The following is a 22,377-nucleotide window of genomic DNA, read 5'->3' as shown; positions in this document are numbered from 1 at the left end:
TCCGATGCCTCAGGCCTCGAACGCGGGGTTTTGGCCGATGCCCTCACCTTTGCGCAGGCTGGGCGGCACAATCGCAGTGCGTGGCCAGACGACTTCGACGATGGCGCCGCGACGTCGGGACGATCCGTTCGCGCGATCCGTGCCGTTGGCAAAACTCAGTTCCGCACCAGACCGCTGAAGCAGCGTTTTGGCGATGAACAGGCCCAGCCCCATGCCTTCATAACCGGGACGCGCGGTGCGCTCGCGGTCGCTGCGACGGTTGCGCACGAAGGGGTCACCGATCCTTCCAAGCATGTTGGTCGGGTAACCCGGCCCATCATCCATGATCCGCACGGAAATGACGCTGTCGTTCCAGCGCGCCTCGATCCAGACCGAGGACCGGGCAAAATCAACCGCGTTCTGGATCAGGTTGCGCAGGCCATGAATGATCTCGGGGCGACGCAGCGTCAGGGGAGGATCGAACGAGTCGTCGTCCACTCCGACCGAGTCGATCAGAACGTCCTTGCCCCGGTTCAGGTGCGGCTCTGCGGCTTCGCGGATCACCTCGACAAGGGGGGCGGACCGGATCTGCAAATCCTCCTTACCCGCCCGACCCATGGATTGAAGGATATCTCGGCAGCGGTTGGCCTGATCCCGGATCAGGCGCGCGTCTTCCTGCAGTTCGGGCTGGTCGGAAAGGTCTTCGATCAGTTCGGCGCTTGTCAGTTTTATGGTGGCCAATGGTGTGCCCAGTTCATGCGCGGCGGCCGCGACCACGCCCCCGAGATTGTTGAGCATCTGCGTCCGGCTCAACGCCATCTGCGTGGCGACGACGGCATCGCTCATGGAGTTCATTTCTTCGGTGATCTGCCGCGCGTAGAGCGACAGGAAGATGATCGCGATGGTGATCGCCGACCATTGGCCAAAGATGAACACGTCCGCGATCCGCATGATGAAGCCCTGTTCCGTCCTCAAAGGCATGTGAAAGAACACCATGAGCGTGACAAGCGTCATGGCGGTGGCCCCGATGATGATGGTCGACCGAAGCGTCATGATCGTGGCCGACACGATCACCGGACCGAGGATCAGGATGGTAAACGGATTGTGAAGCCCGCCGGTGAGGTAGATCAGGAAGCACAATTGCAGCAGGTCGAACAGGACCATGAGAAAATTCTCGGCCTCGTTCAGACGCTTGTTTTCAGGGAAAACGAAGATGGCGATCAGGTTGCCGACGATGGACACGCCGACCGCCAAATAGCACAATCCCAGTTCAAGTTGCAGGTTGTACATCTTTTGGGCCAGCGTGATCGCCGCCAATTGTCCGACGATGGCGCACCATCGCAGCCAGATCATCGTCCGCAGCCGGATAAAGCTGCCGCGCTGGCGTTCCTGGAAGATCCCGAACTCGGATTGCGTCATCTGCGCCCTTTCGCCTCTTGCCCCGGATTTCAAAATCCTTACCTCGGCTATAGCAAAGCATAGGCGAGCCAATTCCGATGAGAAGGGCTTTGTTCATGCAGGGGCGAAGGAGATCACATGGTACGATTGGCAGCGATTTCGGCAGGTGTGGCAATGGTCGCCCTGATTGCCGGTATCTGGTACTGGAGCAGGCCTGTTGATGGTGGCGACAAGTACGCGTCCTGTCGGAGCACCCAGATTGCAGGCGGTGCAGACACGATTGGCGGGCCATTCACGCTGGTCAATTCTGCGGGCGAGACGGTGACCGATGCTGATGTGATCACAAAGCCGTCGCTGATCTATTTCGGCTACACGTTCTGCCCGGATGTGTGCCCGCTTGATACCGCGCGCAATGCCGAAGCCGTCGATCTGCTCAAGGCGCAGGGCCATGATGTGACCCCGGTTTTCATCTCGGTCGATCCCAAGCGTGATACCCCCGAAGTGGTGGGGGAATTCGCGGCCAACCTGCATGAAGACATGATCGGTCTGACCGGTTCCGAAGAACAGGTGAAGGCCGCGAGCCAAGCGTACCGGACCTATTTCCGCGCGCAGCCGGGAGATGAGGACTACTATCTCGTTGATCATTCTACCTTCAGCTACCTCGTCATGCCCGAGGACGGGTTTGTCGAGTTCTTCCGCCGCGAATTGACTCCTGAACAGGTTGCCGACCGGACGTCGTGCTTTCTTGACGTTGCCGACTAGTGGGTCATTTGAACGTTGATGTTGGAAAATTCGCCGCTAATACTGGTGGATAACTTGAACGCGACGGGAGGAACCACGGTGAGTGAGCGTACCACAGACGATCTTGGCGACGACAAGAGCCTCCTGCTGGTTGACGACGACGAGCCGTTTCTCCGCAGATTGGCCAAGGCGATGGAGAAGCGTGGCTTCGAGGTCGAGATGGCACAATCCGTGACTGCAGGTACTGCAATCGCCACTGCGCGTCCCCCAGCCTATGCGGTTGTCGATCTTCGGCTTGAAGACGGGAACGGTCTCGATGTGGTCGAGGTGATCCGCGAAAAGCGGCCGGACAGTCGGGTGGTCGTCCTGACAGGATATGGCGCGATTGCCACCGCCGTGGCCGCGGTCAAGATCGGTGCGACGGACTATTTGTCGAAACCCGCCGATGCGACCGACATCACCAATGCGCTTCTGGCCAAGGGTGACGATCTTCCGCCGCCGCCCGAGAACCCGATGAGCGCCGATCGTGTCCGTTGGGAGCATATCCAGCGCGTCTACGAGCTTTGTGATCGCAACGTGTCGGAGACAGCGCGTCGCTTAAACATGCACCGCCGCACCTTGCAGCGCATCCTGGCAAAACGGTCCCCGCGCTAGGTCAGGTCGTAGCGTTTGCCGATCCTGTCGACAAGCTGCCCATTTCCCAAGGCAATGCCAGCGTGACGCGCATAGTTCTCGAACCCTCGGCTTTGGTAGTACGCCAACCCGCCTTCGTTATCGGCGCGGATCGTCGCGTTGATCCAACTGTAGCCCAAATCGCGCGCGGCCCGTTTCGACGCTTCGAAAAGCTTTGACCCCACACCAAGACCTGTCTGTCCCAAACGCACGAAAGTGGCGATATCACAGGCGTCGGAGGGCAATTCGGGATGTGGTTCAAGGAACTGAAACCCCAGTATTTTCCCCGCCTCGTCCTCGGCCACATGCCATGCGGATCGCTGTGGATCGCGCTGCATCCAGTCCAGAAGTGTGCTCCGGGATACGGGATCGGTATGGGCGGTCGTGCCACCTTTCCGGATAATCGCATCCAGAAGGTCCGCCATCTCTCGTGCATCAAGATCACCGGCGCGGCGAATTGTGATCACAGCATGTCCCTCATCAGGTCCGCATGCCGCGATGTGAAGTCGGACCGTACCTCGACGGGGGCGCGCAGCACGATGGACAGGTCCGCAATCAGGTCCAGATCCGGCGCGCCAAAGAACTTGTCGGCCTCCGTACGGGTGAACCCGGCGATCTGGGTCGCCTCCATCCATGCGCTGATGCGGTCCGCCTTCTTGATCTGTTTTTTCAGCTTGGGGGGCGTCACCGCAGGCAAGCCGAACCGGATGTGCACCGCCGCCGTCAAGCGATCGTCCAAAGCGCCGTAACCGGGGCCAACCGCAGCCTTGACCGGCGAAATCATGTCACCAATCACGTATTCCGGGGCGTCGTGCAACAGCGCGGTCAGCCGTTCGGCGGCCGTGGCTTTGGGGCAGAGCCGGGTGAACAAGGTCTCGACCAGCAGTGAATGCTCGGCCACCGAATAGGCATAGTCACCAAAAGTCTGCCCGTTCCACCGCGCGACAAAGGCCAGCCCATGCGCGATATCCTCGATCTCGATATCCACCGGTGTCGGATCAAGCAGATCAAGCCTGCGACCGGACAGCATTCGTTGCCAGGCGCGTGGTGATTTTGCCATAAGGAGCCTCGTTTTTGTCTTGGGTAGAGCGCCAATTCGACCTTGTAAACCGCCGCGCATTGCCCGGACGGTGACCGCGTGCTAACTGCCCAGCCAACCAAGGTTGACATGTGGAGAGCCGGGAATGGCCAAAGATTATATCGTCAAGGACATCGCGCTGGCCGGGTTCGGTCGCAAGGAACTGGATATCGCCGAAACCGAAATGCCGGGCCTGATGGCGCTGCGGGAAGAATACGGTGCTGCAAAGCCGCTGTCGGGCGCGCGCATCGTCGGGTCTCTGCACATGACGATCCAGACGGCGGTTCTGATCGAAACGCTGACCGCGCTGGGGGCCGATGTGCGCTGGGCATCGTGCAACATCTTCTCGACGCAGGACCACGCGGCGGCGGCGATTGCCGAGTCGGGCGTTCCGGTCTTCGCGATCAAGGGCCAGACGCTTGAAGAGCATTGGGATTACCTCGACAAGTCCTTCATGTTCCCCGAAGGCGCGAACATGATCCTCGACGATGGCGGCGACGCGACGCTTTACGTTCTTCTGGGCGCACGCGCCGAAGCTGGGGAAGAGATCATCCCGGTGCCGCAGTCCGAGGAAGAAGAGGTGATCAAGAAGCAGATCGCCAAGCGGATGGCCGAAACCCCCGGCTGGTTCACAAAGACGCGCGACGCGATCAAGGGCGTGTCCGAAGAAACGACAACCGGCGTGCATCGTCTGTACGAGCTGCACAAGAACGGCCAGTTGCCATTCCCGGCGATCAACGTGAACGACAGCGTCACCAAGTCGAAATTCGATAACAAGTACGGCTGCAAGGAATCGCTGGTTGACGGCATCCGCCGCGCCACCGACACGATGATGGCGGGCAAGGTCGCTGTGGTCTGTGGCTATGGCGACGTCGGCAAAGGCTCTGCCGCCTCGCTCGCTGGTGCGGGTGCCCGTGTGAAAGTGACCGAGGCCGATCCGATCTGCGCGCTTCAGGCGGCGATGGACGGCTTCGAGGTTGTCCTGCTCGAAGACGTTGTCTCGAGCGCCGATATCTTCATCACCACCACCGGCAACAAGGACGTGATCCGCATCGAGCACATGCGCGAGATGAAGGACATGGCCATCGTCGGCAACATTGGTCACTTTGACAACGAAATTCAGGTGGCGTCCCTTCGCAACCACAAGTGGACCAACATCAAGGAACAGGTGGACATGATCGAGATGCCCTCGGGCAATCGTATCCTCCTGCTGTCCGAAGGCCGCTTGCTCAACCTGGGGAACGCTACAGGCCATCCGTCCTTCGTGATGTCGGCCAGCTTTACCAACCAGGTGCTTGCACAGATCGAGCTGTGGAAGAATGGCGGCCAGTACGAGAACAAGGTCTACATCCTGCCCAAGCATCTGGACGAGAAAGTCGCCCGCCTTCATCTGGGCCGGATCGGCGTGAAACTGACACAACTGTCCCCGGAACAAGCGGCCTATATCGGCGTCACACCCGAAGGCCCGTTCAAGCCGGAGCACTATCGGTATTGAAGAAAAAGCCCCCGGTTTCGGGGGCTTTTTGTTACGCCTCTGTCGGAATGCGCAGAACTTGACCCGGATAAATCTTGTCCGGGTGGCTTAGCATCGGGCGGTTGGCCTCGAAGATCGCGTTGTATTTCGATCCGTTGCCCAACGTCTTGGCGGAAATTGCCCAGAGCGTGTCGCCCTTTTCGACCGTGTGGAACGTCGGTTCGTCCGCAGTGTCCGCCTCGACCGCCGACACACCTTCAACGTTGCCGACCGCGAGGATCACCTTTTCCCGCTCTTCCTGGGTCATGTCACCGCCGGTGACGACAACCTTGTCACCCTCGACCGTGATCTCTGCGCCCTTGGTGTCCAATCCAAGATCCGCGACCTCCTTGTGCAGCAGGGCTGCCGTTGGCAGTTCCTCTGCTCCAACGATTTTGCGGCCCGCTGTCTTGACGAAATTCCAAAGTCCCATGTGTACCTCCAATCAATAGTTACAGACGCGACCATTCAGTGACTTTCGCGCATACACCAGAGGGAAATCGCAGGATCGTGACGCAAAATCGCATTTTTCGTTGCCCGAAGCGGGGCTTTTTGCCACCTTTCCACTCGTTGGGGGCCGGTCCTCCGGGGAACCAAGACTTCACAGGGAGACAGTGATGGGTAAGAGAGACGATTTGATCGCAAAGTATGCGGATGACCTCAAGACCAAGTGCGGCATGACGCCGGACATGGACTTGCTGACCAAGGTCACGATCGGATGTGGGCCAGCGATCTACAACGACGATGCATCGACCGTCGCAGGGTCTCAGCCCTCCGAACTGGAGACCGTAAAGACCAACTTCCTGATCAAGAAGCTGGGCCTGAGCGATGGCCCCGAGCTTATGGATGCGATCGATTCAGTGATCGAGACCTATGGCAAGTCCGAGCGCAACAAGTACCGGGCCGTGGTCTATTACATGCTGACCAAGCATTTCGGCAAGGAAGCTGTCTACGGCTGACGCCAAGGCGCCTCACGATGCCAGAGGGCGTTCCGGTGGAGCGCCCTTTTCCTTTGCAGTTGAGACAAATGCTCCGGACTTGGGATTTGGTTTTGAGCCTGGGTTGAAGTAGAACACTCAGGACGGTCAGGACGACCGAAACCATATTCAGTTTACGCGCGTGGTGACTTGGGAGCGCGGGGACGGAGGGTTTCGGTTTCGGCCGCAACCCTCCGTTTGAATTCAGAACAGGGGGATCACGGCACCAATCACTGCGGAGCCGAATATCGCGTATCCCGCATCAATCATCGTCAATGTGAACGGTCTGCCTGCGAACCCATAGCTGGTTGCCAGCCATGGTGCGGCGAAACAGGCACCGATGCCGAGACCGGATGTAAATCCTTTTGCAACGGTCACGATCTCAAGCATGTCGAACGCATAATACATCGTCGCCGCCACGATTAGTGCCGCAGCAATGCTGATCACGTAGGGGAACGGGTTTTTCCGGTTGACCGGCTTGCCGTCTGCATCGGTCATGACCCCAGATGCCGCGATCCATTGTTTTGCGAAGACACTGTACCACAAAGCGCCAAAGGCCCATCCGGCCAGCCCGGCCACGATCACTGGAAGTATTGGCATTCTCCGACCCTCCCCGACAGGTGAAACCGGTCAACGGCCATCTGAGACCACACACCTCATCCTGTCAAACCCGCCAGATCGCAGATGATCCGCCATTCCACATTCGTGACAGGCTGAACCGACAGGCGGGAATTGTTGACCAGCACCATGCCGGACAAACGCTCATCCGCCTTGATCTGTTCGAGCGTGACTGGCGTCTTGACCGGATCCAATGCCTTGATGTCCACACATTCCCAGCGGTCATCGTCACTTGTGCTGTCTGGATGAGCCTTGGCGATAACCTCGACCGTGCCGACAACCGCCTTTTCCGATTGGGTGTGGTAGAAAAACCCACGATCCCCGACCGCCATGTCGCGCATGAAGTTGCGCGCCTGGTAGTTGCGCACGCCGTTCCATTCCTCCCCGACAGCGCCCTTGGCGACCTGATCCTCCCAGGACCATGTCGAGGGTTCGGATTTGAACAGCCAGTATCTCATCCGCCGATCACGCGTTTCCACGGGATCAGCTCGACGCTGTCGAACAGACCGGCCTTGGCATAAGGGTCATTGTCGGCCCAGTCCTGCGCCGCAGCCATGTCGGCCACGTTCAGAACCACCAGAGATCCGATCATCTGGTCCGCGTCATCCAGCAGGGGTCCGGCCTGTTCGACGACGCCAGTGGCCTCGATATAGGCCAGGTGGGCATCCCGATTGGCCTTGCGGGTTTCAAGCGCGCCAGCTTTGTCGCGAGCGATGAGAGCGATGAGCATCTATTCTTCCTTCAATGGACGGGTCATGAGTGTTTCTATGGCATCCTTGATCGTCGTTGAACCCTCAACCAGCCGCGTCACGGTTTCGGTGATCGGCAGGTCGATGCCCCTCTGGCGCGCGATCGTGGACATGGCCTTGGCCGTTGCGGCACCTTCGACGGTGATCTTCGGGTCGAAAATCTCTTCTCGGCCCAGCGACAGCCCAAGCTGGTAATTGCGCGACAGATCCGAGGTGCAGGTCAGGGCGAGGTCTCCCAACCCGGACAGGCCTGCAAGAGTGTCGGTACGTGCGCCGAAAATGGTGCCGATCCTTTGCATTTCTGCAAAGCCCCGGGTCATGGTCGCGGCGCGTGCGCTGTCCCCCAGACCCGCGCCGATCACAGCACCGCAGGCAATGGCCATGACGTTCTTCAACGCGCCGCCCAGCTCTGCTCCAATGGTGTCCGTTGTCCGGTAAAGCCGCAGGGTTGGAGTGGTCAGAGCGCTTTGCAGCGCCGCCCCTGTCGTTGCATCCGCACAGGCGAGGGTCAGGGCGGTGGGTCGACCGATGGCGATATCCGCGGCAAAGCTCGGGCCAGTCAGGATTGCTGTGGTGATGCCGGGCAGAGCGTCTTCAAGCACCCGGATCGGGCCAAGGCCGGTGGTCAATTCTATGCCCTTGCAGCACGCGACAAGAGGCGTGTCGACGCGGCCCAGCTGCGCTACGGCGGATCGCATGGATTGCAGGGGCACAGCGACAAGCAGCGCGGTCCCGCTGGTGATCCGGTGTATGTCCTGCGTGATCTCGAGGGTTTCGGGGAACGGGGCGTCGGGAAGATAGGCTCTGTTAAACCGCAACTTGGCCATGTCCTGCGCCTGATCCGCGTTGCGGCACCATAGCGTCACGGGCTGCCCTGTCTTGGCAAGAGCGATGGCCAGCGCGGTGCCGAACGCCCCGGCGCCCATGATGCCGATCACGCCTTGGCCCCTTTCTTTCCGCTTCCCAAGGCAGACGGCGACCGGGTGTCGAGCGGCCACCTTGGACGGGCGGTCAATGTCAGATCGTCCGCGCCCTCTGCGGCGAATTTCTCGGCTCCGGCAAAGGCAATCATCGCGGCGTTGTCGGTGCACAAGGCAAGCGGCGGCGCGACAAAGGGGATATCGTGGTCCAGCGAAAGCGTCTCTAACGCTGCCCGAAGCTGTGTGTTGGCGGCGACACCACCTGCAACGGCAAAGCCTGTGATCCCGTCTGAGGCACGCAGCGCCCTGTTCGATTTTTCGACCAGAACATCGCGGATGGCGGCCTGAAACCCGGCGCAGAGGTCGCTGATATCCTGCGGATGCAGCCCGCCCTGATCGGATACAAGCTGATCGCGCTGGCGCAGAAGGGCCGTCTTGAGACCGGAAAACGACAGGTCACATCCCGGTCGGTCCAGCAAAGGCCGCGGAAAGGCAAAGCGGGTTTCGACACCGGACAGGGCGCTGTGTTCAACCGAGGGGCCACCCGGTTGCGGCAACCCCAATAGGCGTGCGGTCTTGTCGAACGCTTCGCCGGGCGCGTCATCAATGGTGCTGCCGAGGCGGTAAAACGTCGTTGGACCATCGACGCGCAGGAATTGGCAATGCCCACCCGACACAAGAAGGATGAGGTAGGGGTACTCCAAGCCATCGGTCAGGCGTGGGGTCAGCGCGTGTCCGGCAAGGTGGTTGACCCCGATGAGGGGCTTTCCGGTTGCGGCGCTCAGACCTTTGGCCATCATCACGCCGGACAGCACGCCGCCGATCAGACCCGGGCCGGCGGTGACCGCAATGGCGTCGATGTCGGACAGGGACGTTCTCGCGTCAGACAAGGCGCGTTCAATACACAGGTCCAGCTTTTCGGCATGGGCGCGTGCGGCGATCTCTGGAACGACACCGCCGTAAGCCGCATGCAACGCGGTCTGGTCTGCCACGACAGAGGACAGGATTTCGCGCCCGCGCAGAACGGCGGCTGCGGTGTCATCACAACTGCTTTCCAGCCCAAGAACGGTGATGTCGTGGCTCATCAGACTTTCCGTTGCACCCATGCGGCCCAGCAGTTACCACCCTTGGGTGCTGCTCACAACAACACCGGATGCCATGGCTGCTCCACGCCCTCTTCTGCTTTTGACACGCCCGCAGGCGTCATCAGAGGCATTCGTGTCGGCGCTGCCGCAGCAGGCGCGGGACGCTGTTGATATTTTGATCAATCCGCTGCTGACGATCCGTGTCACCGGTCCTTTGCCCGATCTCGAGGGGGTGACCGGGTTGATCTTTACCTCTGCGAACGCTCTAGATGCGTACATGGCCCTTGGGGGGCGTGTTCCGGATGTTCCCGCAATTGCGGTGGGAACTGCAACGGGAAGGGCGGCTCGTGCGTTGGGGTTCAGGACGGAAGTTGCAGGGGGGACAGCAGACCAAGTGATCGGGCATGTTCTGGACAATGGCTTTAAGGGCCCGTTGCTGCACCTGCGGGGTGAGATCGCCATCGGGGATATCGCGGGGCGGCTGAGTGCGGCGGGCGTGGAAACATCGGACGCCGTTCTATATACTCAGGGGATTGAGCCCTTTGCAGACGCCACGCGGGCAGCTTTGTCGCAAGACAGATTGACGCTCGCGCCGGTATTCTCGCCGAGGACGGCACAGCAGCTTCGCAGCGAATCGATGGGTTTTGACCAAATTCGGTTTGCCGCGATCAGCGAAGCCGTTGCACAGGCCCTGCCCGCGGATGCGGCGCACCGAACGAGGATAGCGCACCGACCAGATCGCGACGGGATGGTGGACTTGGTAACGGATATGATCGCAGACGCCACGAACCTTGAGCGGCGGTTGTGACGGTTTTAAGGTGAAGTTGACATAACTGTCGCGCAGACTTGATAGATTCGAAGGATTAACCGGTGGCGAAACGCAAGAGCACGGACAAAACCTCAAAAGACGACACTGATCAATCGGTTGATGGAGACCGCGTGGCAGACCAGGCGGAATCGTCCGGGCCGTCGTCTCAGGATCTCGATACGGCGGCAGACGCTGTTGAAGCGGTTGAGGCTTACGCCCCTGCGGAGGACACTTCGGACCGCGAATCTCCAGAGGCAGATACCAAGGACACTGTCGAAGATGCGGTGTCGGACGATACGATCGAACAGCCCGAACCCAAGATTGACGAGACAGTCGATGATGCCTCCAAGGACATCGGGTCGCCCGAGACCGGCGCATCCCCACATGTCGACGATCATCTGACCGACGAAGAAGCCGAACGTCTGATCGGCGCGGCGGAAGCAGGCGACAACCATCCCACAAGACCCGAACCCGAAATCGAACCCGAGACGCTGCCTGTTGCGCCGCAGGTCATTCGGGAAACGACGGTCGAACGCAAAGGCGGTTTTGTGCCCATGTTGGTGGGCGGGGCGGTTGCGGCAGTGCTTGGCTACGGGGTTGCGGCATATACATCGCAGGCCGTGTGGCCCTTTGATGCGGCGCAGGACTCCACCTTCGAGGATGAAATCCGCGACGCACTGACCACGCAGGACGGCACATTGTCCGAGTTGGGGACGCGGATCGCGACCCTCGAAGGCGTTGAGCCTCCGACATTTGATCTGAGCCCTGTCGAGGACCAGATCGCATCATTGCAGGCAACCACGTCGGACCTGTCAGCCCGGCTGGAAGACATGGTTTCCCGGATCGACACGCTGGAGCGTCAGCCGCTGGAGTCGGCGGTGTCCGAGGAAGCCATTGCTGCCTACGAACGCGCGCTCGCCGATCTCCAGGCCGAGGTCGAAGCGCAGCGCGCCGAGGTGTCCCTGATGGCGCAGGAAGCGGTCGCCGCCGAAGAGAACGCCGAAGAGAATGCACAGCTTGCCGCCTCTCGTGCAGCCCTTGCAGAGATCACCACAGCGCTTGAAAGCGGCGCGTCGTTTTCCGGGGCAGTTGCCGTTCTTTCCTCGAACGGTGTCGACGTGCCCGAAGCCTTGGCAGCACAGGCTGAAAGCGGTGTGCCGACGCAGTCCGGACTTGCAGAGGCATTCCCCGACGCGGCGCGTGCGGCGCTTCGTGAAGCACGCAGCGCCGACACTGAGGGCGCGGAGGGGGTGGGACGGATCACCACATTCTTTGCCAACCAGCTTGGCGCACGGTCCGTTGCTCCCAAGGAGGGCGACGATGCGGATGCGGTTCTGTCCCGCGCCGAAGCCGCTGTCAGATCGGGTGACCTGAGCGCGGCCCTGTCGGAGCTTTCGGCACTACCCGAGGCAGCACAGGGAGCGCTTTCCGACTGGCAGGACGGTGCACGCGCACGACTAGAGGCTAAAACGGCAGCGGACGACCTCGTCCAGCAGCTACTTCAGGAATAAGGGGGGCGTCCGATGCTTTGGTCTCTTTTCAAGATCATACTTTTTGTCGTCATCGTCGCCGCTCTGGCGATCGGTGCTGGCTACCTCATGGAAAGCAGTGGCGGGATTCAGATCACCGCAGGGGGCACGGAATTCACCCTCGGGCCGCTCCAGTCGGTCATCTCGGCGCTGGTGGCCATCCTTGTCGTCTGGGTGTTCCTCAAGCTGTTCGGGCTTTTGATCGCGACGCTGAAATTCATCAACGGCGACGAAACCGCGATTTCGCGCTACTTCGACCGGAACCGGGAACGCAAGGGGTTCCAGGCGCTCAGCGAAGGCCTGATGGCGCTGGCTTCCGGTGAAGGCCGTCTGGCGATGGCCAAGGCGACCAAGGCCGAGAAATACCTGCACAAGCCTGAACTGACTGACCTGATCACGGCGCAGGCCGCAGAGATGACAGGCGACCGCAAGAAAGCCGAAGAGGTGTACAAACGCCTCGTGCAGAACGAAACCACGCGGTTTGTCGGTGTCCGTGGCCTGATGAAGCAGAAACTGGACGCCGGTGACACCGAAACCGCGCTCAAGCTGGCCGAACGCGCCTTTGCCATCAAGCCCAAGCACGAAGAGGTGCAGGACACGCTGCTGCGCCTTCAGGCCAAAAACGCGGATTGGTCAGGTGCGCGCAGGACCCTGAACGCAAAGCTGAAGCACGGCGCCCTGCCGCGCGATGTTCACAAGCGTCGGGATGCGGTGCTGGCTTTGTCAGAAGCGAAGGGTGTGCTGGACGAGGGCAAGACCATCGAGGCGCAGGAAGCTGCCATCGCGGCCAACAAATCGTCGCCCGACCTGATCCCGGCCGCGGCCATGGCCGCGCGCAGCCACATCGCGCAAGGCCGGTCGAAATACGCTGTGCGGCTCCTCAAGAAAGCGTGGCAGGCCCAGCCCCATCCTGACCTTGCCTCCGCCTTTGCCGAGATCGAACCGAACGAGACGCCACAGGCGCGGTTGAAACGCTTCACGCAGCTGACATCGATGCGCCCCGAGCACCGCGAAACCAAGCTGCTTCTCGCAGAACTGAACCTTGCCGCCGAGGATTTTCCCGCAGCCCGTCGCGCGATGGGAGATCTTGCGGAAAAGGAACCGGATACGCGGGTGCTTGCCATCACGGCGGCGATCGAACGCGGAGAAGGCGCCTCCGACGCCGTTGTCCGAGGCTGGCTGGCAAGAGCCCTGACAGCGCCGCGCGGGCCTCAGTGGGTCTGCGACAATTGCAAGACGATCCACACCGAATGGACCCCGGTCTGCAACACCTGCGAAAGCTTCGACACCCTGAGTTGGACAACGCCAAAGCAAAGCGAAACGGTTCTGCCCGCAGGTGCCGAGATGCTGCCGCTCATCGTAGGCTCGCTCGAAGACAAGTCCGCGCCGGTGGACGAGGCCGAGGTGATAGACCCCGATCCCGTTTCTCAGGGGGAGTCGACGCCCGAGACTGACACGACGTCAGGGTCTGAAGATGCCCCGACAAACGCTGAAACGCCCGAGCCGGAAAAGGTCAAATAACACTTTTCTTGCTCTGAAACCGGTGCTAACAGGCGCGCCATTCCCGAGATGATCTGGTCGCTTCGGGATTGGCCGCTGTAGCTCAGCTGGTAGAGCACGTCATTCGTAATGATGGGGTCGGGGGTTCGAGTCCCTTCAGCGGCACCACTGATCCGTCTGGTTTCAGTGTTCTTTGTCTGACATGACAGAGCGGTGTCGCACCCGTGATTGCCGCGCCCAGAGGTCTGCAAGACCCGCGTGTGAGACGTCAGAATGACAGGAACTCCCGAATACTCCGGAACATTGAGACAGGAACGTGGAGGGATCATGCCAGAAAGACCAACAAACACCCCGAAGAAAGACGCACCCGGCAATGCTGACAAGCCGGTCGATGAATGGGTGACCGGTGATGAACCGATGACTGGTGCGCAGGCGAGCTATCTCAAGACGCTGTGCCAAGAGGCCAATGTCGAGTTTGACCCAACGCTTTCCAAAGCAGAAGCGTCGAAACAGATCGATGCGCTTCAGGTTGAAACCGGCCGGAGCTGAGGAACTCGCCGGGGTTTCCTTGTCGCTGGGTGCAGGCAGGTCAAAATCCGGAGCTCTTCAAGAGCAAACTTCCGCCTCAAGAACCTGCCCTGTCTCATCTGGAAAAGCCCTGAACGTCGCGGGCACCGGTGGAGATGTGATATCTTTGCCGGTGCCCGTGTTCCCTTTGGATCGCTGGTCAGGAGATCTGGAAGGTCGAGACCTCTGTCGCCAGCGCGTTCGACGCTTCCGACAGATACTTGCAGGCCGATGTGGTTTCGGTCGCCATCTGCGCGTTTTCCACTGTCATGCTTTCCATGTGACCCACGGCTTCATTGATCTGGGAAAGGGCGACGGATTGCGTTGTGATGCTGTCCGCGATCCGTCCCACGGTTGAGCTGAGGCGTTCGATCCCCTCGAAAAACCCGCTCAGGTCCGAACCGGCGCGGTTGACCAGTGTCACACCGCTGGCGACATGGGTTTCGCTTTCGGCGATCAGGCCGCCGATCTCGCGGGCGGAGTCGGAGCTGCGCAGCGCCAATTGGCGGACTTCCGTTGCGACCACGGCAAAGCCCCGGCCCGCATTGCCTGCTCGTGCGGCCTCGATCGCCGCGTTGAGCGCAAGCAGGTTGGTTTGCACGGCAATGGATTCGATCGTGTTGACGATCTTGGAAATCCGCCCCGATGACGTCTGGATCAGCATCATCGCTTTCATCATGTCTTCGACAAGTTTGGTGTTGCCCTCCGCCTTGCCGCGCGTTTCCTTGGCGATTTTATCCGCCGATTGCGCCTCTTCGACCGCGCTGCGCACGGTGGTGTCGAGCTGGTTCAGGGCCTGAGCCGTCTCGCTGAGCGCGGAGGCCTGCGACGCACTGCGGCTCGAAAGCTCTTCCGACGACGCGCTCAGGTTCCGTTCGATGTGCTGGACGGACCCCGTGACGACGGACACGCGACCCAGCAGGGCATTCCAGTCTTCGGTCGTGCGATTGAAAGCGGTCCCGAGGATGGCAAGATCGGGCAGATCGCTGACGCGGATGCGATGCGTGAGGTTACCGCGGCGCAGATGGTCCAATCCTTCGGCCAGATCATGGATGGCTTCCTGCCGTGCGGTGATGTCCGAGGCGACCTTCACAACGCGCTCCACGACTCCGTGGTCGTCGAAAACGGGGGCATAGGTCGCCTGAATCCAGATCGTGCGCCCCGTGCGGGTGCGGCGCGGGAATTGATCCGTAAAGGTTTTCCCGGATTTGAGGTCTTGCCAGAACTTGGCATAGGCGCTGCTGCGCGCGTATTCTGCATCGACGAACATGCGGTGGTGATTTCCAACCACTGCATCTGCCGTATATTCCAGAGCCGCGAGGAAGTTTGCATTCGCGTGCAGAATGGTTCCGTCGACCGTGAAATGAATAACGGCCTGTGTGCGTTCGACCATTGACAGAAGGGCGACGGCACCTTCGTCGAGGGTGGAATGGGATGTCGTGTCCAACATGATAAGGTCCCTTGTGAGTTATCAGGCTCAACGACACGGCTCGCCAAAAATTTAGCGGTTTTCGAAAGGAATTCGCAGTTTCTGCTGTTTCAAGGTCTGGCCGTATGACCGTCAGTGCGACAGTGTAAGGCGCGTCCAGGCATCCAGCGTGGCAGAGTTTGTGGTCTGCGCCCAACGTTGTGCCACGATGTCCATGCCGATCCAGCCCAGGTCGCCTTCGAGATTGGTCAGATCCCCGCGGGACAGATCCGGTTGCGCCAGTGCTTTCGGCACCCATGCCACACCCAGTCCCGATTGCGACAGTTGCATCGCGGCAGTGGACAGCCCGGTTTCCGTCACCACGCTGACGCTGCACCGACCGTCGAGCGCCGGAAGGATATGCCGCGTGACCGCTGCGCCCAGAAACACGTCCGCCGGATAGCCGATGATCCGCAGCGCGCCGTCGTTGAAGCGGGCCATCAAGTCACCGGCATGAGCACTGCCACAGACCGGGATCAGCGTTTCCTCACCAATCACGGCCTCGATCAGAAACGAGGCCAGTTCCGCCGCGGGTTCGGACTTGATCCGGTAGGTGAGCGAAATCGCGGCTTGCCTGCGGATCAGCAGGGTTTCGCATTCATCCCGATTGGCGGACCGCAGGCGGATATGCGTGCGGCTGGGTTCGGCCACGGACTTGATGATCTGGGTGCCCAGGGACGTGGTGATCGCGTGCTGGCTGGCGATCACAAGCTGACGCAATCCGGTGCTTTGTTCCTGTCGCATGTCGGACAAAAGCAGCCGTTGCTCGGTCGCCAGTTTGCGCAGCTCGGCGTCGCGGTCACGCAGCACTGTGGATGGGCCACTGGGCTTGACGCTCCGGTCGATCAGTTCGATCCCGAGCACCTCTTCAAGCACTTTGATGCGGCGCGAAAAGGCGGGCTGTGTTACATTGCGCAGGCGTGCTGCGTCGGCAACGCCTCCACTGTCCAGCAGCGCGACAAGGTCTTCGATCCAGTCTATCCGCATGGGTGGCCTCTTTATGCAAGATGCGCATAATAACGCCCGTTTTTCTATTTGACGAGGCTGGTTACATGCAGAATTGATACTGCGAACCCATCAAAGGACGCTTCAATGCATTTTTCCCGATTCCCCCGCGTACACCTTGCTCATCTGCCCACCGCCCTTGAGCCGATGGACCGTCTGTCCAAAGAACTGGGTGGACCGCGTATCTGGATCAAGCGCGACGATTGCACCGGCATGTCCACAGGTGGCAACAAGACCCGCAAGCTTGAATTCCTGATGGCCGAGGCACAGGCGCAAGGGGCCGATCTGGTCATCACGCAGGGCGCGACGCAATCCAACCATGCCCGGCAGACCGCCGCCTGCGCGGCCAAGTTGGGCATCGATTGCCACATCCTTCTGGAAGACCGCACAGGGTCGAACGATCCGAACTACAATCTGAACGGCAACGTGTTTCTTGATTTCCTGCATGGCGCGACTGCGGAAAAGCGCCCCGGTTCCGGTCTGGACATGAATGCCGAAATGGAAACCGTCGCGGACAAGTTCCGTGCCGAGGGGCGCAATGTCTACACCATCCCCGGTGGCGGATCGAACCCGACCGGCGCGCTGGGCTACGCCAACGCCGCGATGGAGCTTGTCACCCAGGCCAACACCATGGGCCTGCGGATCGACCGTCTGATCCACGCCACCGGAAGCGCGGGCACACAGGCCGGTCTGATCGTGGGTCTCAAGGCGATCAACGCGCAAATCCCGCTTTTGGGGATCGGCGTGCGCGCGCCCAAGCCCAAGCAGGAAGAGAACGTCTATAACCTCGCCGTCAAGACCGCCGAAAAGCTTGGGTGCCCCGGTGTGGTCACCCGCGAGGATGTCGAGGCGAACACTGATTACGTTGGCGAAGGCTACGGCATCCCCACCAAGGACGGTCTGGCCGCGATCGAGATGTTCGCGCGTCTCGAAGGCATCCTTCTGGACCCGGTCTATTCCGGCAAGGGCGCAGCCGGCCTGATCGACCTTGTGCGCAAGGGTGCCTTTGCTGGCGACGAGAACATCGTCTTCCTGCACACCGGCGGTGGTGTGGCGCTCTTTGGCTACACGGCGGCGTTCGACTATGACGCGCCGACCATGGCAGCGGAGTAAGCCCTGATGCAGCCGTTCACCGGCAGCTTTACCCAGCAGGAGCCGATCGCGGATGACGCGATCAAGGCGGCTGTTGAGGTTTTGCGCAGTGGACGGCTGCATCGCTACAACACGGTCGGCACTGAACTCGGTCCGGTGGCCGAGCTTGAAAAGGCCTATGCCGCCTACCAGGGGTCGGCCTACTGCCTTGCCTGCACCTCTGGCGGCTACGCAATGGCCACGGCCCTGCGCGCGCTGGGCGCCGGTCCGGGGGATGCGGTTCTCACCAATGGCTTCACGCTCGCCCCTGTACCGGGCGCGATTGCCGCTGTCGGGGCCGATGCGGTGCTGGTCGAGATCACGTCCGATCTGGTGCTTGATCTGGCAGACGTCGAGGAAAAGATCGAAGCCACCTCTCCGAAGGCGGTGATGCTGTCCAACATGCGCGGTCACCTGTGCGACATGGACGCGCTGACTGCGCTTCTGGATCGACACAATGTGCCGCTGATCGAGGATTGCGCACATACGATGGGGGCTGCCTGGAACGGGCGCAAATCGGGCAGTTTCGGCATCGCCGGGTGTTTCTCGACCCAGACCTACAAGCACATGAACAGCGGCGAAGGCGGGTTCCTGACCTCGGATGATCCCGAATTCATGGCCCGCGCCATCATGCTGTCCGGGTCGTACATGCTCTATGATCGCCACGGAGCGGCACCCGCGCCCGAGGTCTTCACCGATATCCGGCTGGACACGCCGAACATGTCCGGGCGGATGGACAACCTGCGCGCGTCGATCCTGCTGCCGCAGCTGTCAAGGTTGGAAACCAATATCGACCGTTGGAACGCGCGGCACGATCTGGTGGCCGACAGGCTGCGGGGGATGAACGGCATCTACGTCCCGCACCGCCTGGAACAGGAACGCTATGTCGGGTCGTCCTTCCAGTTCCTGATGCCGGAGGCCAGCAAGGAAACCGTGCAACAGGTGGTGACTGGGGCCAAGGCGCTTGGCGTCGAGCTCAAGTGGTTCGGCGCGGACAGTCCGGTTGGCTTCACCTCGAACCACCAAAGCTGGCGCTATGTGACACCGCAGGACCTGCCCAAAACGGATGCCATTCTTGCCGGATTGCTGGACATGCGCATTCCTCTGACGTTCAGCCTCGCGGATTGCGCCCATGTGGCCGACATTATTGCGCATGTGGTGGCGCGCGCCCTGCAAAAAGGAGCAGCCTGATGCGGCGTATTGGTGTGCTGGGCGGTATGGGCCCGGAAGCGACGATCTTTTTCATGCAGCAGATCGTCGACGCCATTCAGGCGCGCGATGATGCCGATCACATCCCCTTGCTGGTGGACAACAACACCCAGGTGCCTTCGCGCATCAAGGCGATCCTCGAAGGCGGCGGCGAAGACCCCGGTCCGGTTCTTGTGCAGATGGCCAAGCGGTTGGTCGGTGCAGGTGCCGAGGCGCTCGTCATGCCCTGCAACACCGCACATTACTATGCGGGTCAGGTGGCGGCTTCGACCGATGCACCTTTCCTGAACATGGTCGAGATGTCCTGCGCTGAGGCCGCTCGGATCGCCCCCGGCGGCAAGGTCGGTTTGCTTGGCTCGCCCGCGCTGCAACAGGTGGGCGTGTTCGAAAAGGCGCTGGCGGATGCGGGCCTCAGCCCGGTCTACGCGGCGGAGCAGGGTTGGGCGCTGGCCACGATCCGGTCGATCAAGGCGCAGGGGCCATCGGAATTCGCGGCGCACACGCTGTCGGACATCTGCACGCAAATGGTCGACGACGGGGCGGATGTGATCTGCATCTGCTGCACCGAATTCTCGCTTCTGGCGCAGGATATCAAGGCCACCGTACCTGTGTTCGACGCGATGCAGGTTCTGGTGTCTGCAACGGTCGCGTTTTCACGGTCAGACCTGCCCGAATTGAACACTCCAAACGCGGCTGAGCGCGTAGCGGGTGCCGCGACCTGACAGAGGGTCAAGGCAGCCTAGACCGACACCCCGGCCAGCAAGGCGTCGCGGTCCAGATCCCCTTTCGGACCGCTCATCTTCACGGCACCGCGTTCCAGGACGTAGAAACGGTCGCCAAGGTCGTAGGCAAAGCTGAAATACTGTTCGACCAACACAATCGCCATGTCGGCCTGTTCGCGCAGCAGGGAAATCACCCGTCCGATCTGCTGGATGATGTTAGGCTGGATGCCTTCGGTCGGTTCATCCAGAAGCAGGAGCTTCGGCTTGGTGATCAGTGCCCGCGCAATCGCAAGCTGTTGTTGCTGCCCGCCCGACAGGTCGCCGCCCCGCCGGTGCAGGAAGTCCTTCAGGATCGGGAACAGGTCGTAGATGTGATCCGGGATCTGATGTTCCGACTTCGGCAGGCAGGCAAACCCGGTTTCAAGGTTCTCGCGCACGGTGAGCAGGGGGAATATATCGCGCCCCTGCGGGACATAGGCGACACCTTTCTGGGCCAGCGCATGGGCACTCGCCGATCTGATGTCCTCGCCGTTCAGCGACAGCGTCCCACCGGAATAGGCATGTGTACCCGAGATCGCCTTGAGAAGGCTTGTCTTGCCGACGCCGTTGGTGCCCATGACGCAGGTGATCTCACCCCGATGCGCGGCCATGTCGATGCCGTTCAGGATCTGGCTGCCGCCATAATGCAGGGTCAGGCCCTTCGTGCGCAGGACTTCATCGGCCAAGATACACCTCGATCACCTGTTGGTTCTTCGTCACGTGGTCCAGCGATCCTTCCGCCAGTACCGACCCTTCATGCAGCACAGTCACCTTGCAGTTCAGGCGGCGCACGAATTCCATGTCATGTTCCACCACGACAACGGCGCGGGTCTTTGCAGCCTCGCGCAGGATGTCGGTGGTGTGTTCGCGTTCTGACGGTGTCATCCCGGCGGCGGGTTCATCGACCAGCAAAAGGCGCGGGTCTTGCGCCAGCAGCATGCCGATTTCCAGCCACTGTTTCTGACCGTGGCTCAACTCGCCCGACTTGCGATAAAGCGCTGCCGACAAGCCAATCTGTTCGGCAAGCGCGGCCACCTTGTCGTTGTCCTCTGACGCGGGTTTGAAGAACAGCACCGCCAGAGGACTGCGCGTTTTCTTGAGCGCCATCATCAGGTTGTCGAACACGCTCTGGTCCTCGAACACGGTGGGGCGCTGAAATTTGCGGCCCACACCGGCCTGCGCGATCTTGCTTTCCGACATCTTGAGCAGCGACACGCTCTTCTCGCCATAAATCACACGGCCTTCATCAGGTTTTGTCTTGCCGGTGATGATGTCCATGAACGTGGTCTTGCCCGCGCCGTTCGGCCCGATCACCGCGCGCAATTCCCGCTCGGCGATCTGGAAGGACAGGTTGTTGATGGCCTTGAACCCGTCAAAGGACACCGACACGCCGGACACTTCAAGAAGCGTGCTCATTTCTCGGCCTCCTGTTCGCGCAATGCGCCCTGATCCGGGCCAAGGTCTGCGCCATGTCTGCTGGGGCTCTTGCGGTCGATCAGGATATCGACCAGACCGCCGATGCCCTTGGGCGCGAACAGCGTCACACAGACAAAGGACACCCCCAGCAGCACGGTCCACCAATCGACCCAGTTGATTGTGTAAAAGCCAAGGTTGATGTCGGGGGCCTGACCGCCGGTGAACCATGTCGACACCAACGAGACAAACGCCGCGCCAATGACCGCGCCATAGAGCCTGCCGCGCCCACCGATGGCGACCCAGACCGCCAGGTAGATCGACGCAATGGGCGCAATCTCGGCCGGATTGATGATGCCTGCCTGCGGATAGTAAAGCGCACCCGCGATGCCCGCGATCACGGCCGTCAGGGTAAAGATCGCCAGCTTGAACGCCTCGACGGGATAGCCCAGGAACCGCACGCGGGCTTCGTCGTCGCGGATGGCGCGAATGACCGATCCGAACTTGCCCGACACGACCCAGGCACAAAGAAGATAGCCAAGGCCGAGCGCCACAGCGGAGGCCCAGAAGAACCAGATCGAGACCGTGGATTGCGGTGTGTCAGACAGTCCGGGAATGTTCTGAAGACCAGACAGGCCATTGTTGCCGCGCAAGCCGCTGTCGTTCTGGAACAGATGCAGCGAAAGCGCCAAGGTCATCGCCTGCGTCAGGATCGACAGGTATACACCCGTGACGCGGCTGCGGAATGCCAGCCAGCCGAATACCAGCGCCAGAAGGCCGGGCACCAGGACAACGGCCAAGAGTTGCAGCGGCAGGGAATGGGCAAAGGCCCAGACAGGCGGAAACTCCGACGCGCCGACAACGCCGAAGATCTGGCTGGCGATGCCGTCCGACACTTCTGTCGGCGTGGGCGGCAAAGGTGCTGCGGAAAGGCTTTCCAGAACGATGATCTCGGTCCGCGCATACATCAGCCACATGCCGATCGCGTATCCACCAAGGCCGAAAAACGCCATGTGGCCAAGGCTGAGGATACCGCAATAACCCCAGACCAGATCCATCGCGAGCGCCACGAGGCACAGGCACAGGGTCTTGCCCAGCGTCTTGATGAAGCTGGTCGAGATCACACCGATGCCGAACCCTTCGGACAGGATCGTCACACCAACTGTGAACAGCGCGAGGATGGCCAGAAAGATCATCACCGACGGGAAGCGAAGGGCGATGGGCTGGCGGCGGGGAAGGGCTGCGTCAGTCATGCT

The 22,377-nt window shown here is 60.9% G+C and carries 25 protein-coding genes and 1 tRNA gene; 12 read left to right on the top strand and 14 right to left on the bottom strand.

Annotated elements, in window-relative coordinates; translation table 11 throughout:
* Positions 1-9: 9 nt before the first annotated feature.
* Entirely contained in the window at positions 10-1,398 is a 1,389-nt protein-coding gene (regB, locus tag IEV82_RS03020) for a sensor histidine kinase RegB (protein WP_188480462.1), read from the bottom strand.
* A 117-nt stretch (positions 1,399-1,515) separates the two neighbouring features.
* Between regB and IEV82_RS03015 the strand changes: the two genes are divergently transcribed.
* On the top strand, positions 1,516-2,139 hold the full coding sequence (locus IEV82_RS03015; RefSeq protein ID WP_188480461.1) for an SCO family protein: 624 nt from the start codon (positions 1,516-1,518) through the stop codon (positions 2,137-2,139).
* A gap of 78 nt (positions 2,140-2,217) precedes the next feature.
* Positions 2,218-2,772 carry an ActR/PrrA/RegA family redox response regulator transcription factor gene (locus IEV82_RS03010; RefSeq protein ID WP_188480460.1) on the top strand — a complete coding sequence of 185 codons (555 nt, stop codon included), beginning with the start codon at positions 2,218-2,220 and terminating at the stop codon, positions 2,770-2,772.
* Here the strand turns inward: IEV82_RS03010 and IEV82_RS03005 are convergent.
* A complete protein-coding gene (locus IEV82_RS03005) occupies positions 2,769-3,257 on the bottom strand; it encodes a GNAT family N-acetyltransferase (RefSeq protein ID WP_229747638.1) in 489 nt (162 codons plus the stop codon). The two genes, IEV82_RS03010 and IEV82_RS03005, sit on opposite strands and share 4 nt — an antisense overlap.
* Positions 3,254-3,850: an HD domain-containing protein gene (locus IEV82_RS03000; protein WP_188480459.1), complete on the bottom strand. Its 597-nt coding sequence runs from the start codon at positions 3,848-3,850 to the stop codon at positions 3,254-3,256. Before IEV82_RS03000 ends, IEV82_RS03005 begins: the two co-directional genes overlap by 4 nt.
* Before the next feature lie 124 nt (positions 3,851-3,974).
* On the opposite strand from IEV82_RS03000, the gene ahcY reads away from it, so the two are divergent.
* On the top strand, positions 3,975-5,363 hold the full coding sequence (gene ahcY / locus IEV82_RS02995; protein WP_188480458.1) for an adenosylhomocysteinase: 1,389 nt from the start codon (positions 3,975-3,977) through the stop codon (positions 5,361-5,363).
* 31 nt (positions 5,364-5,394) lie between these two features.
* Here the strand turns inward: ahcY and lysM are convergent, their stop codons facing one another.
* Positions 5,395-5,814 (bottom strand): peptidoglycan-binding protein LysM, encoded by a 420-nt coding sequence (lysM, locus tag IEV82_RS02990; protein ID WP_188480457.1) that lies wholly within the window; start codon positions 5,812-5,814, stop codon positions 5,395-5,397.
* A 184-nt stretch (positions 5,815-5,998) separates the two neighbouring features.
* Between lysM and IEV82_RS02985 the strand changes: the two genes are divergently transcribed.
* The gene (locus IEV82_RS02985) at positions 5,999-6,340 is read left to right on the top strand and encodes a DUF2853 family protein (RefSeq protein WP_188480456.1); all 342 of its coding nucleotides are present in this window, start codon (positions 5,999-6,001) and stop codon (positions 6,338-6,340) included.
* A gap of 222 nt (positions 6,341-6,562) precedes the next feature.
* Here IEV82_RS02985 and IEV82_RS02980 read toward each other — a convergent pair whose 3' ends face one another.
* The 5 genes from IEV82_RS02980 to tsaD are packed head-to-tail and all read right to left on the bottom strand — an operon-like array spanning position 6,563 to position 9,730.
* Entirely contained in the window at positions 6,563-6,958 is a 396-nt protein-coding gene (locus IEV82_RS02980) for a DUF1761 domain-containing protein (RefSeq protein WP_188480455.1), read from the bottom strand.
* A gap of 56 nt (positions 6,959-7,014) precedes the next feature.
* Positions 7,015-7,434 (bottom strand): EVE domain-containing protein, encoded by a 420-nt coding sequence (locus tag IEV82_RS02975; RefSeq protein ID WP_188480454.1) that lies wholly within the window; start codon positions 7,432-7,434, stop codon positions 7,015-7,017.
* Positions 7,431-7,706, bottom strand: coding sequence for a YciI family protein (locus IEV82_RS02970; protein ID WP_188480453.1), 276 nt, complete (start codon positions 7,704-7,706; stop codon positions 7,431-7,433). Before IEV82_RS02970 ends, IEV82_RS02975 begins: the two co-directional genes overlap by 4 nt.
* Positions 7,707-8,651: an NAD(P)H-dependent glycerol-3-phosphate dehydrogenase gene (locus tag IEV82_RS02965; protein ID WP_188480796.1), complete on the bottom strand. Its 945-nt coding sequence runs from the start codon at positions 8,649-8,651 to the stop codon at positions 7,707-7,709.
* A gap of 8 nt (positions 8,652-8,659) precedes the next feature.
* On the bottom strand, positions 8,660-9,730 hold the full coding sequence (tsaD, locus tag IEV82_RS02960) for a tRNA (adenosine(37)-N6)-threonylcarbamoyltransferase complex transferase subunit TsaD (protein WP_188480452.1): 1,071 nt from the start codon (positions 9,728-9,730) through the stop codon (positions 8,660-8,662).
* On the opposite strand from tsaD, the gene IEV82_RS02955 reads away from it, so the two are divergent.
* The 5 genes from IEV82_RS02955 (at position 9,717) to IEV82_RS02935 (ending at position 14,116) form a co-directional block, all read left to right on the top strand.
* Complete coding sequence (locus tag IEV82_RS02955) at positions 9,717-10,538, top strand: uroporphyrinogen-III synthase (protein WP_188480451.1); 822 nt, start codon at positions 9,717-9,719, stop codon at positions 10,536-10,538. The two genes, tsaD and IEV82_RS02955, sit on opposite strands and share 14 nt — an antisense overlap.
* 131 nt (positions 10,539-10,669) lie before the next feature.
* Positions 10,670-12,049 carry a COG4223 family protein gene (locus tag IEV82_RS02950; protein WP_188480450.1) on the top strand — a complete coding sequence of 460 codons (1,380 nt, stop codon included), beginning with the start codon at positions 10,670-10,672 and terminating at the stop codon, positions 12,047-12,049.
* A gap of 12 nt (positions 12,050-12,061) precedes the next feature.
* The gene (locus IEV82_RS02945) at positions 12,062-13,588 is read left to right on the top strand and encodes a heme biosynthesis protein HemY (protein ID WP_188480449.1); all 1,527 of its coding nucleotides are present in this window, start codon (positions 12,062-12,064) and stop codon (positions 13,586-13,588) included.
* 71 nt (positions 13,589-13,659) lie between these two features.
* Positions 13,660-13,735 (top strand) — tRNA-Thr (locus IEV82_RS02940).
* A gap of 105 nt (positions 13,736-13,840) precedes the next feature.
* Positions 13,841-14,116: a DUF3072 domain-containing protein gene (locus tag IEV82_RS02935; RefSeq protein WP_229747637.1), complete on the top strand. Its 276-nt coding sequence runs from the start codon at positions 13,841-13,843 to the stop codon at positions 14,114-14,116.
* Between the two features lie 178 nt (positions 14,117-14,294).
* On the opposite strand, the gene IEV82_RS02930 is transcribed toward IEV82_RS02935, so the two are convergent.
* Together IEV82_RS02930 and IEV82_RS02925 are read right to left on the bottom strand one after the other, a co-directional pair.
* The gene (locus IEV82_RS02930) at positions 14,295-15,584 is read right to left on the bottom strand and encodes a methyl-accepting chemotaxis protein (protein ID WP_188480448.1); all 1,290 of its coding nucleotides are present in this window, start codon (positions 15,582-15,584) and stop codon (positions 14,295-14,297) included.
* A 111-nt stretch (positions 15,585-15,695) separates the two neighbouring features.
* Positions 15,696-16,589 carry a LysR family transcriptional regulator gene (locus IEV82_RS02925; RefSeq protein WP_188480447.1) on the bottom strand — a complete coding sequence of 298 codons (894 nt, stop codon included), beginning with the start codon at positions 16,587-16,589 and terminating at the stop codon, positions 15,696-15,698.
* A gap of 105 nt (positions 16,590-16,694) precedes the next feature.
* Here IEV82_RS02925 and cuyA point away from each other — a divergent pair, with 105 nt between their 5' ends.
* Genes cuyA through cuyB form a run of 3 tightly spaced genes read left to right on the top strand, consistent with a single transcriptional unit; the run spans position 16,695 to position 19,669 of the window.
* A complete protein-coding gene (gene cuyA, locus IEV82_RS02920; RefSeq protein WP_188480446.1) occupies positions 16,695-17,720 on the top strand; it encodes a D-cysteate sulfo-lyase in 1,026 nt (341 codons plus the stop codon).
* A gap of 6 nt (positions 17,721-17,726) precedes the next feature.
* A complete protein-coding gene (locus IEV82_RS02915; protein WP_188480445.1) occupies positions 17,727-18,929 on the top strand; it encodes a DegT/DnrJ/EryC1/StrS family aminotransferase in 1,203 nt (400 codons plus the stop codon).
* Positions 18,929-19,669: a cysteate racemase gene (gene cuyB / locus IEV82_RS02910; RefSeq protein WP_188480444.1), complete on the top strand. Its 741-nt coding sequence runs from the start codon at positions 18,929-18,931 to the stop codon at positions 19,667-19,669. The genes IEV82_RS02915 and cuyB overlap by 1 nt, the downstream gene beginning before the upstream one ends.
* Positions 19,670-19,686: 17 nt before the next feature.
* Here the strand turns inward: cuyB and urtE are convergent, their stop codons facing one another.
* Genes urtE through urtC form a run of 3 tightly spaced genes read right to left on the bottom strand, consistent with a single transcriptional unit; the run spans position 19,687 to position 22,374 of the window.
* Positions 19,687-20,394 (bottom strand): urea ABC transporter ATP-binding subunit UrtE, encoded by a 708-nt coding sequence (urtE, locus tag IEV82_RS02905; protein ID WP_188480443.1) that lies wholly within the window; start codon positions 20,392-20,394, stop codon positions 19,687-19,689.
* Entirely contained in the window at positions 20,384-21,124 is a 741-nt protein-coding gene (gene urtD, locus IEV82_RS02900; protein ID WP_188480442.1) for an urea ABC transporter ATP-binding protein UrtD, read from the bottom strand. The genes urtE and urtD overlap by 11 nt, the downstream gene beginning before the upstream one ends.
* On the bottom strand, positions 21,121-22,374 hold the full coding sequence (gene urtC, locus IEV82_RS02895) for an urea ABC transporter permease subunit UrtC (RefSeq protein ID WP_188480441.1): 1,254 nt from the start codon (positions 22,372-22,374) through the stop codon (positions 21,121-21,123). Before urtC ends, urtD begins: the two co-directional genes overlap by 4 nt.
* Between the last annotated feature and the right edge of the window lie 3 nt (positions 22,375-22,377).

Origin of the sequence: Marivita lacus (genome assembly GCF_014637725.1) — a bacterium.
Taxonomy (GTDB): Bacteria; Pseudomonadota; Alphaproteobacteria; order Rhodobacterales; family Rhodobacteraceae; genus Marivita; species Marivita lacus.
This window is presented reverse-complemented; position numbering and strand designations above follow the sequence as displayed.

Bases quoted from the DNA above. Each gene is read 5' to 3' on its own strand.
- regB (WP_188480462.1), bottom strand. From the start codon at position 1,398: ATGACGCAATCCGAGTTCGGGATCTTCCAGGAACGCCAGCGCGGCAGC.
- IEV82_RS03015 (WP_188480461.1), top strand. From the start codon at position 1,516: ATGGTACGATTGGCAGCGATTTCGGCAGGTGTGGCAATGGTCGCCCTG.
- IEV82_RS03000 (WP_188480459.1), bottom strand. From the start codon at position 3,850: ATGGCAAAATCACCACGCGCCTGGCAACGAATGCTGTCCGGTCGCAGG.
- ahcY (WP_188480458.1), top strand. From the start codon at position 3,975: ATGGCCAAAGATTATATCGTCAAGGACATCGCGCTGGCCGGGTTCGGT.
- lysM (WP_188480457.1), bottom strand. From the start codon at position 5,814: ATGGGACTTTGGAATTTCGTCAAGACAGCGGGCCGCAAAATCGTTGGA.
- IEV82_RS02985 (WP_188480456.1), top strand. From the start codon at position 5,999: ATGGGTAAGAGAGACGATTTGATCGCAAAGTATGCGGATGACCTCAAG.
- IEV82_RS02980 (WP_188480455.1), bottom strand. From the start codon at position 6,958: ATGCCAATACTTCCAGTGATCGTGGCCGGGCTGGCCGGATGGGCCTTT.
- IEV82_RS02975 (WP_188480454.1), bottom strand. From the start codon at position 7,434: ATGAGATACTGGCTGTTCAAATCCGAACCCTCGACATGGTCCTGGGAG.
- IEV82_RS02970 (WP_188480453.1), bottom strand. From the start codon at position 7,706: ATGCTCATCGCTCTCATCGCTCGCGACAAAGCTGGCGCGCTTGAAACC.
- IEV82_RS02965 (WP_188480796.1), bottom strand. From the start codon at position 8,651: ATGGGCGCCGGGGCGTTCGGCACCGCGCTGGCCATCGCTCTTGCCAAG.
- IEV82_RS02955 (WP_188480451.1), top strand. From the start codon at position 9,717: ATGTCGTGGCTCATCAGACTTTCCGTTGCACCCATGCGGCCCAGCAGT.
- tsaD (WP_188480452.1), bottom strand. From the start codon at position 9,730: ATGAGCCACGACATCACCGTTCTTGGGCTGGAAAGCAGTTGTGATGAC.
- IEV82_RS02945 (WP_188480449.1), top strand. From the start codon at position 12,062: ATGCTTTGGTCTCTTTTCAAGATCATACTTTTTGTCGTCATCGTCGCC.
- IEV82_RS02935 (WP_229747637.1), top strand. From the start codon at position 13,841: ATGACAGGAACTCCCGAATACTCCGGAACATTGAGACAGGAACGTGGA.
- IEV82_RS02930 (WP_188480448.1), bottom strand. From the start codon at position 15,584: ATGTTGGACACGACATCCCATTCCACCCTCGACGAAGGTGCCGTCGCC.
- IEV82_RS02925 (WP_188480447.1), bottom strand. From the start codon at position 16,589: ATGCGGATAGACTGGATCGAAGACCTTGTCGCGCTGCTGGACAGTGGA.
- cuyA (WP_188480446.1), top strand. From the start codon at position 16,695: ATGCATTTTTCCCGATTCCCCCGCGTACACCTTGCTCATCTGCCCACC.
- IEV82_RS02915 (WP_188480445.1), top strand. From the start codon at position 17,727: ATGCAGCCGTTCACCGGCAGCTTTACCCAGCAGGAGCCGATCGCGGAT.
- cuyB (WP_188480444.1), top strand. From the start codon at position 18,929: ATGCGGCGTATTGGTGTGCTGGGCGGTATGGGCCCGGAAGCGACGATC.
- urtD (WP_188480442.1), bottom strand. From the start codon at position 21,124: ATGAGCACGCTTCTTGAAGTGTCCGGCGTGTCGGTGTCCTTTGACGGG.
- urtC (WP_188480441.1), bottom strand. From the start codon at position 22,374: ATGACTGACGCAGCCCTTCCCCGCCGCCAGCCCATCGCCCTTCGCTTC.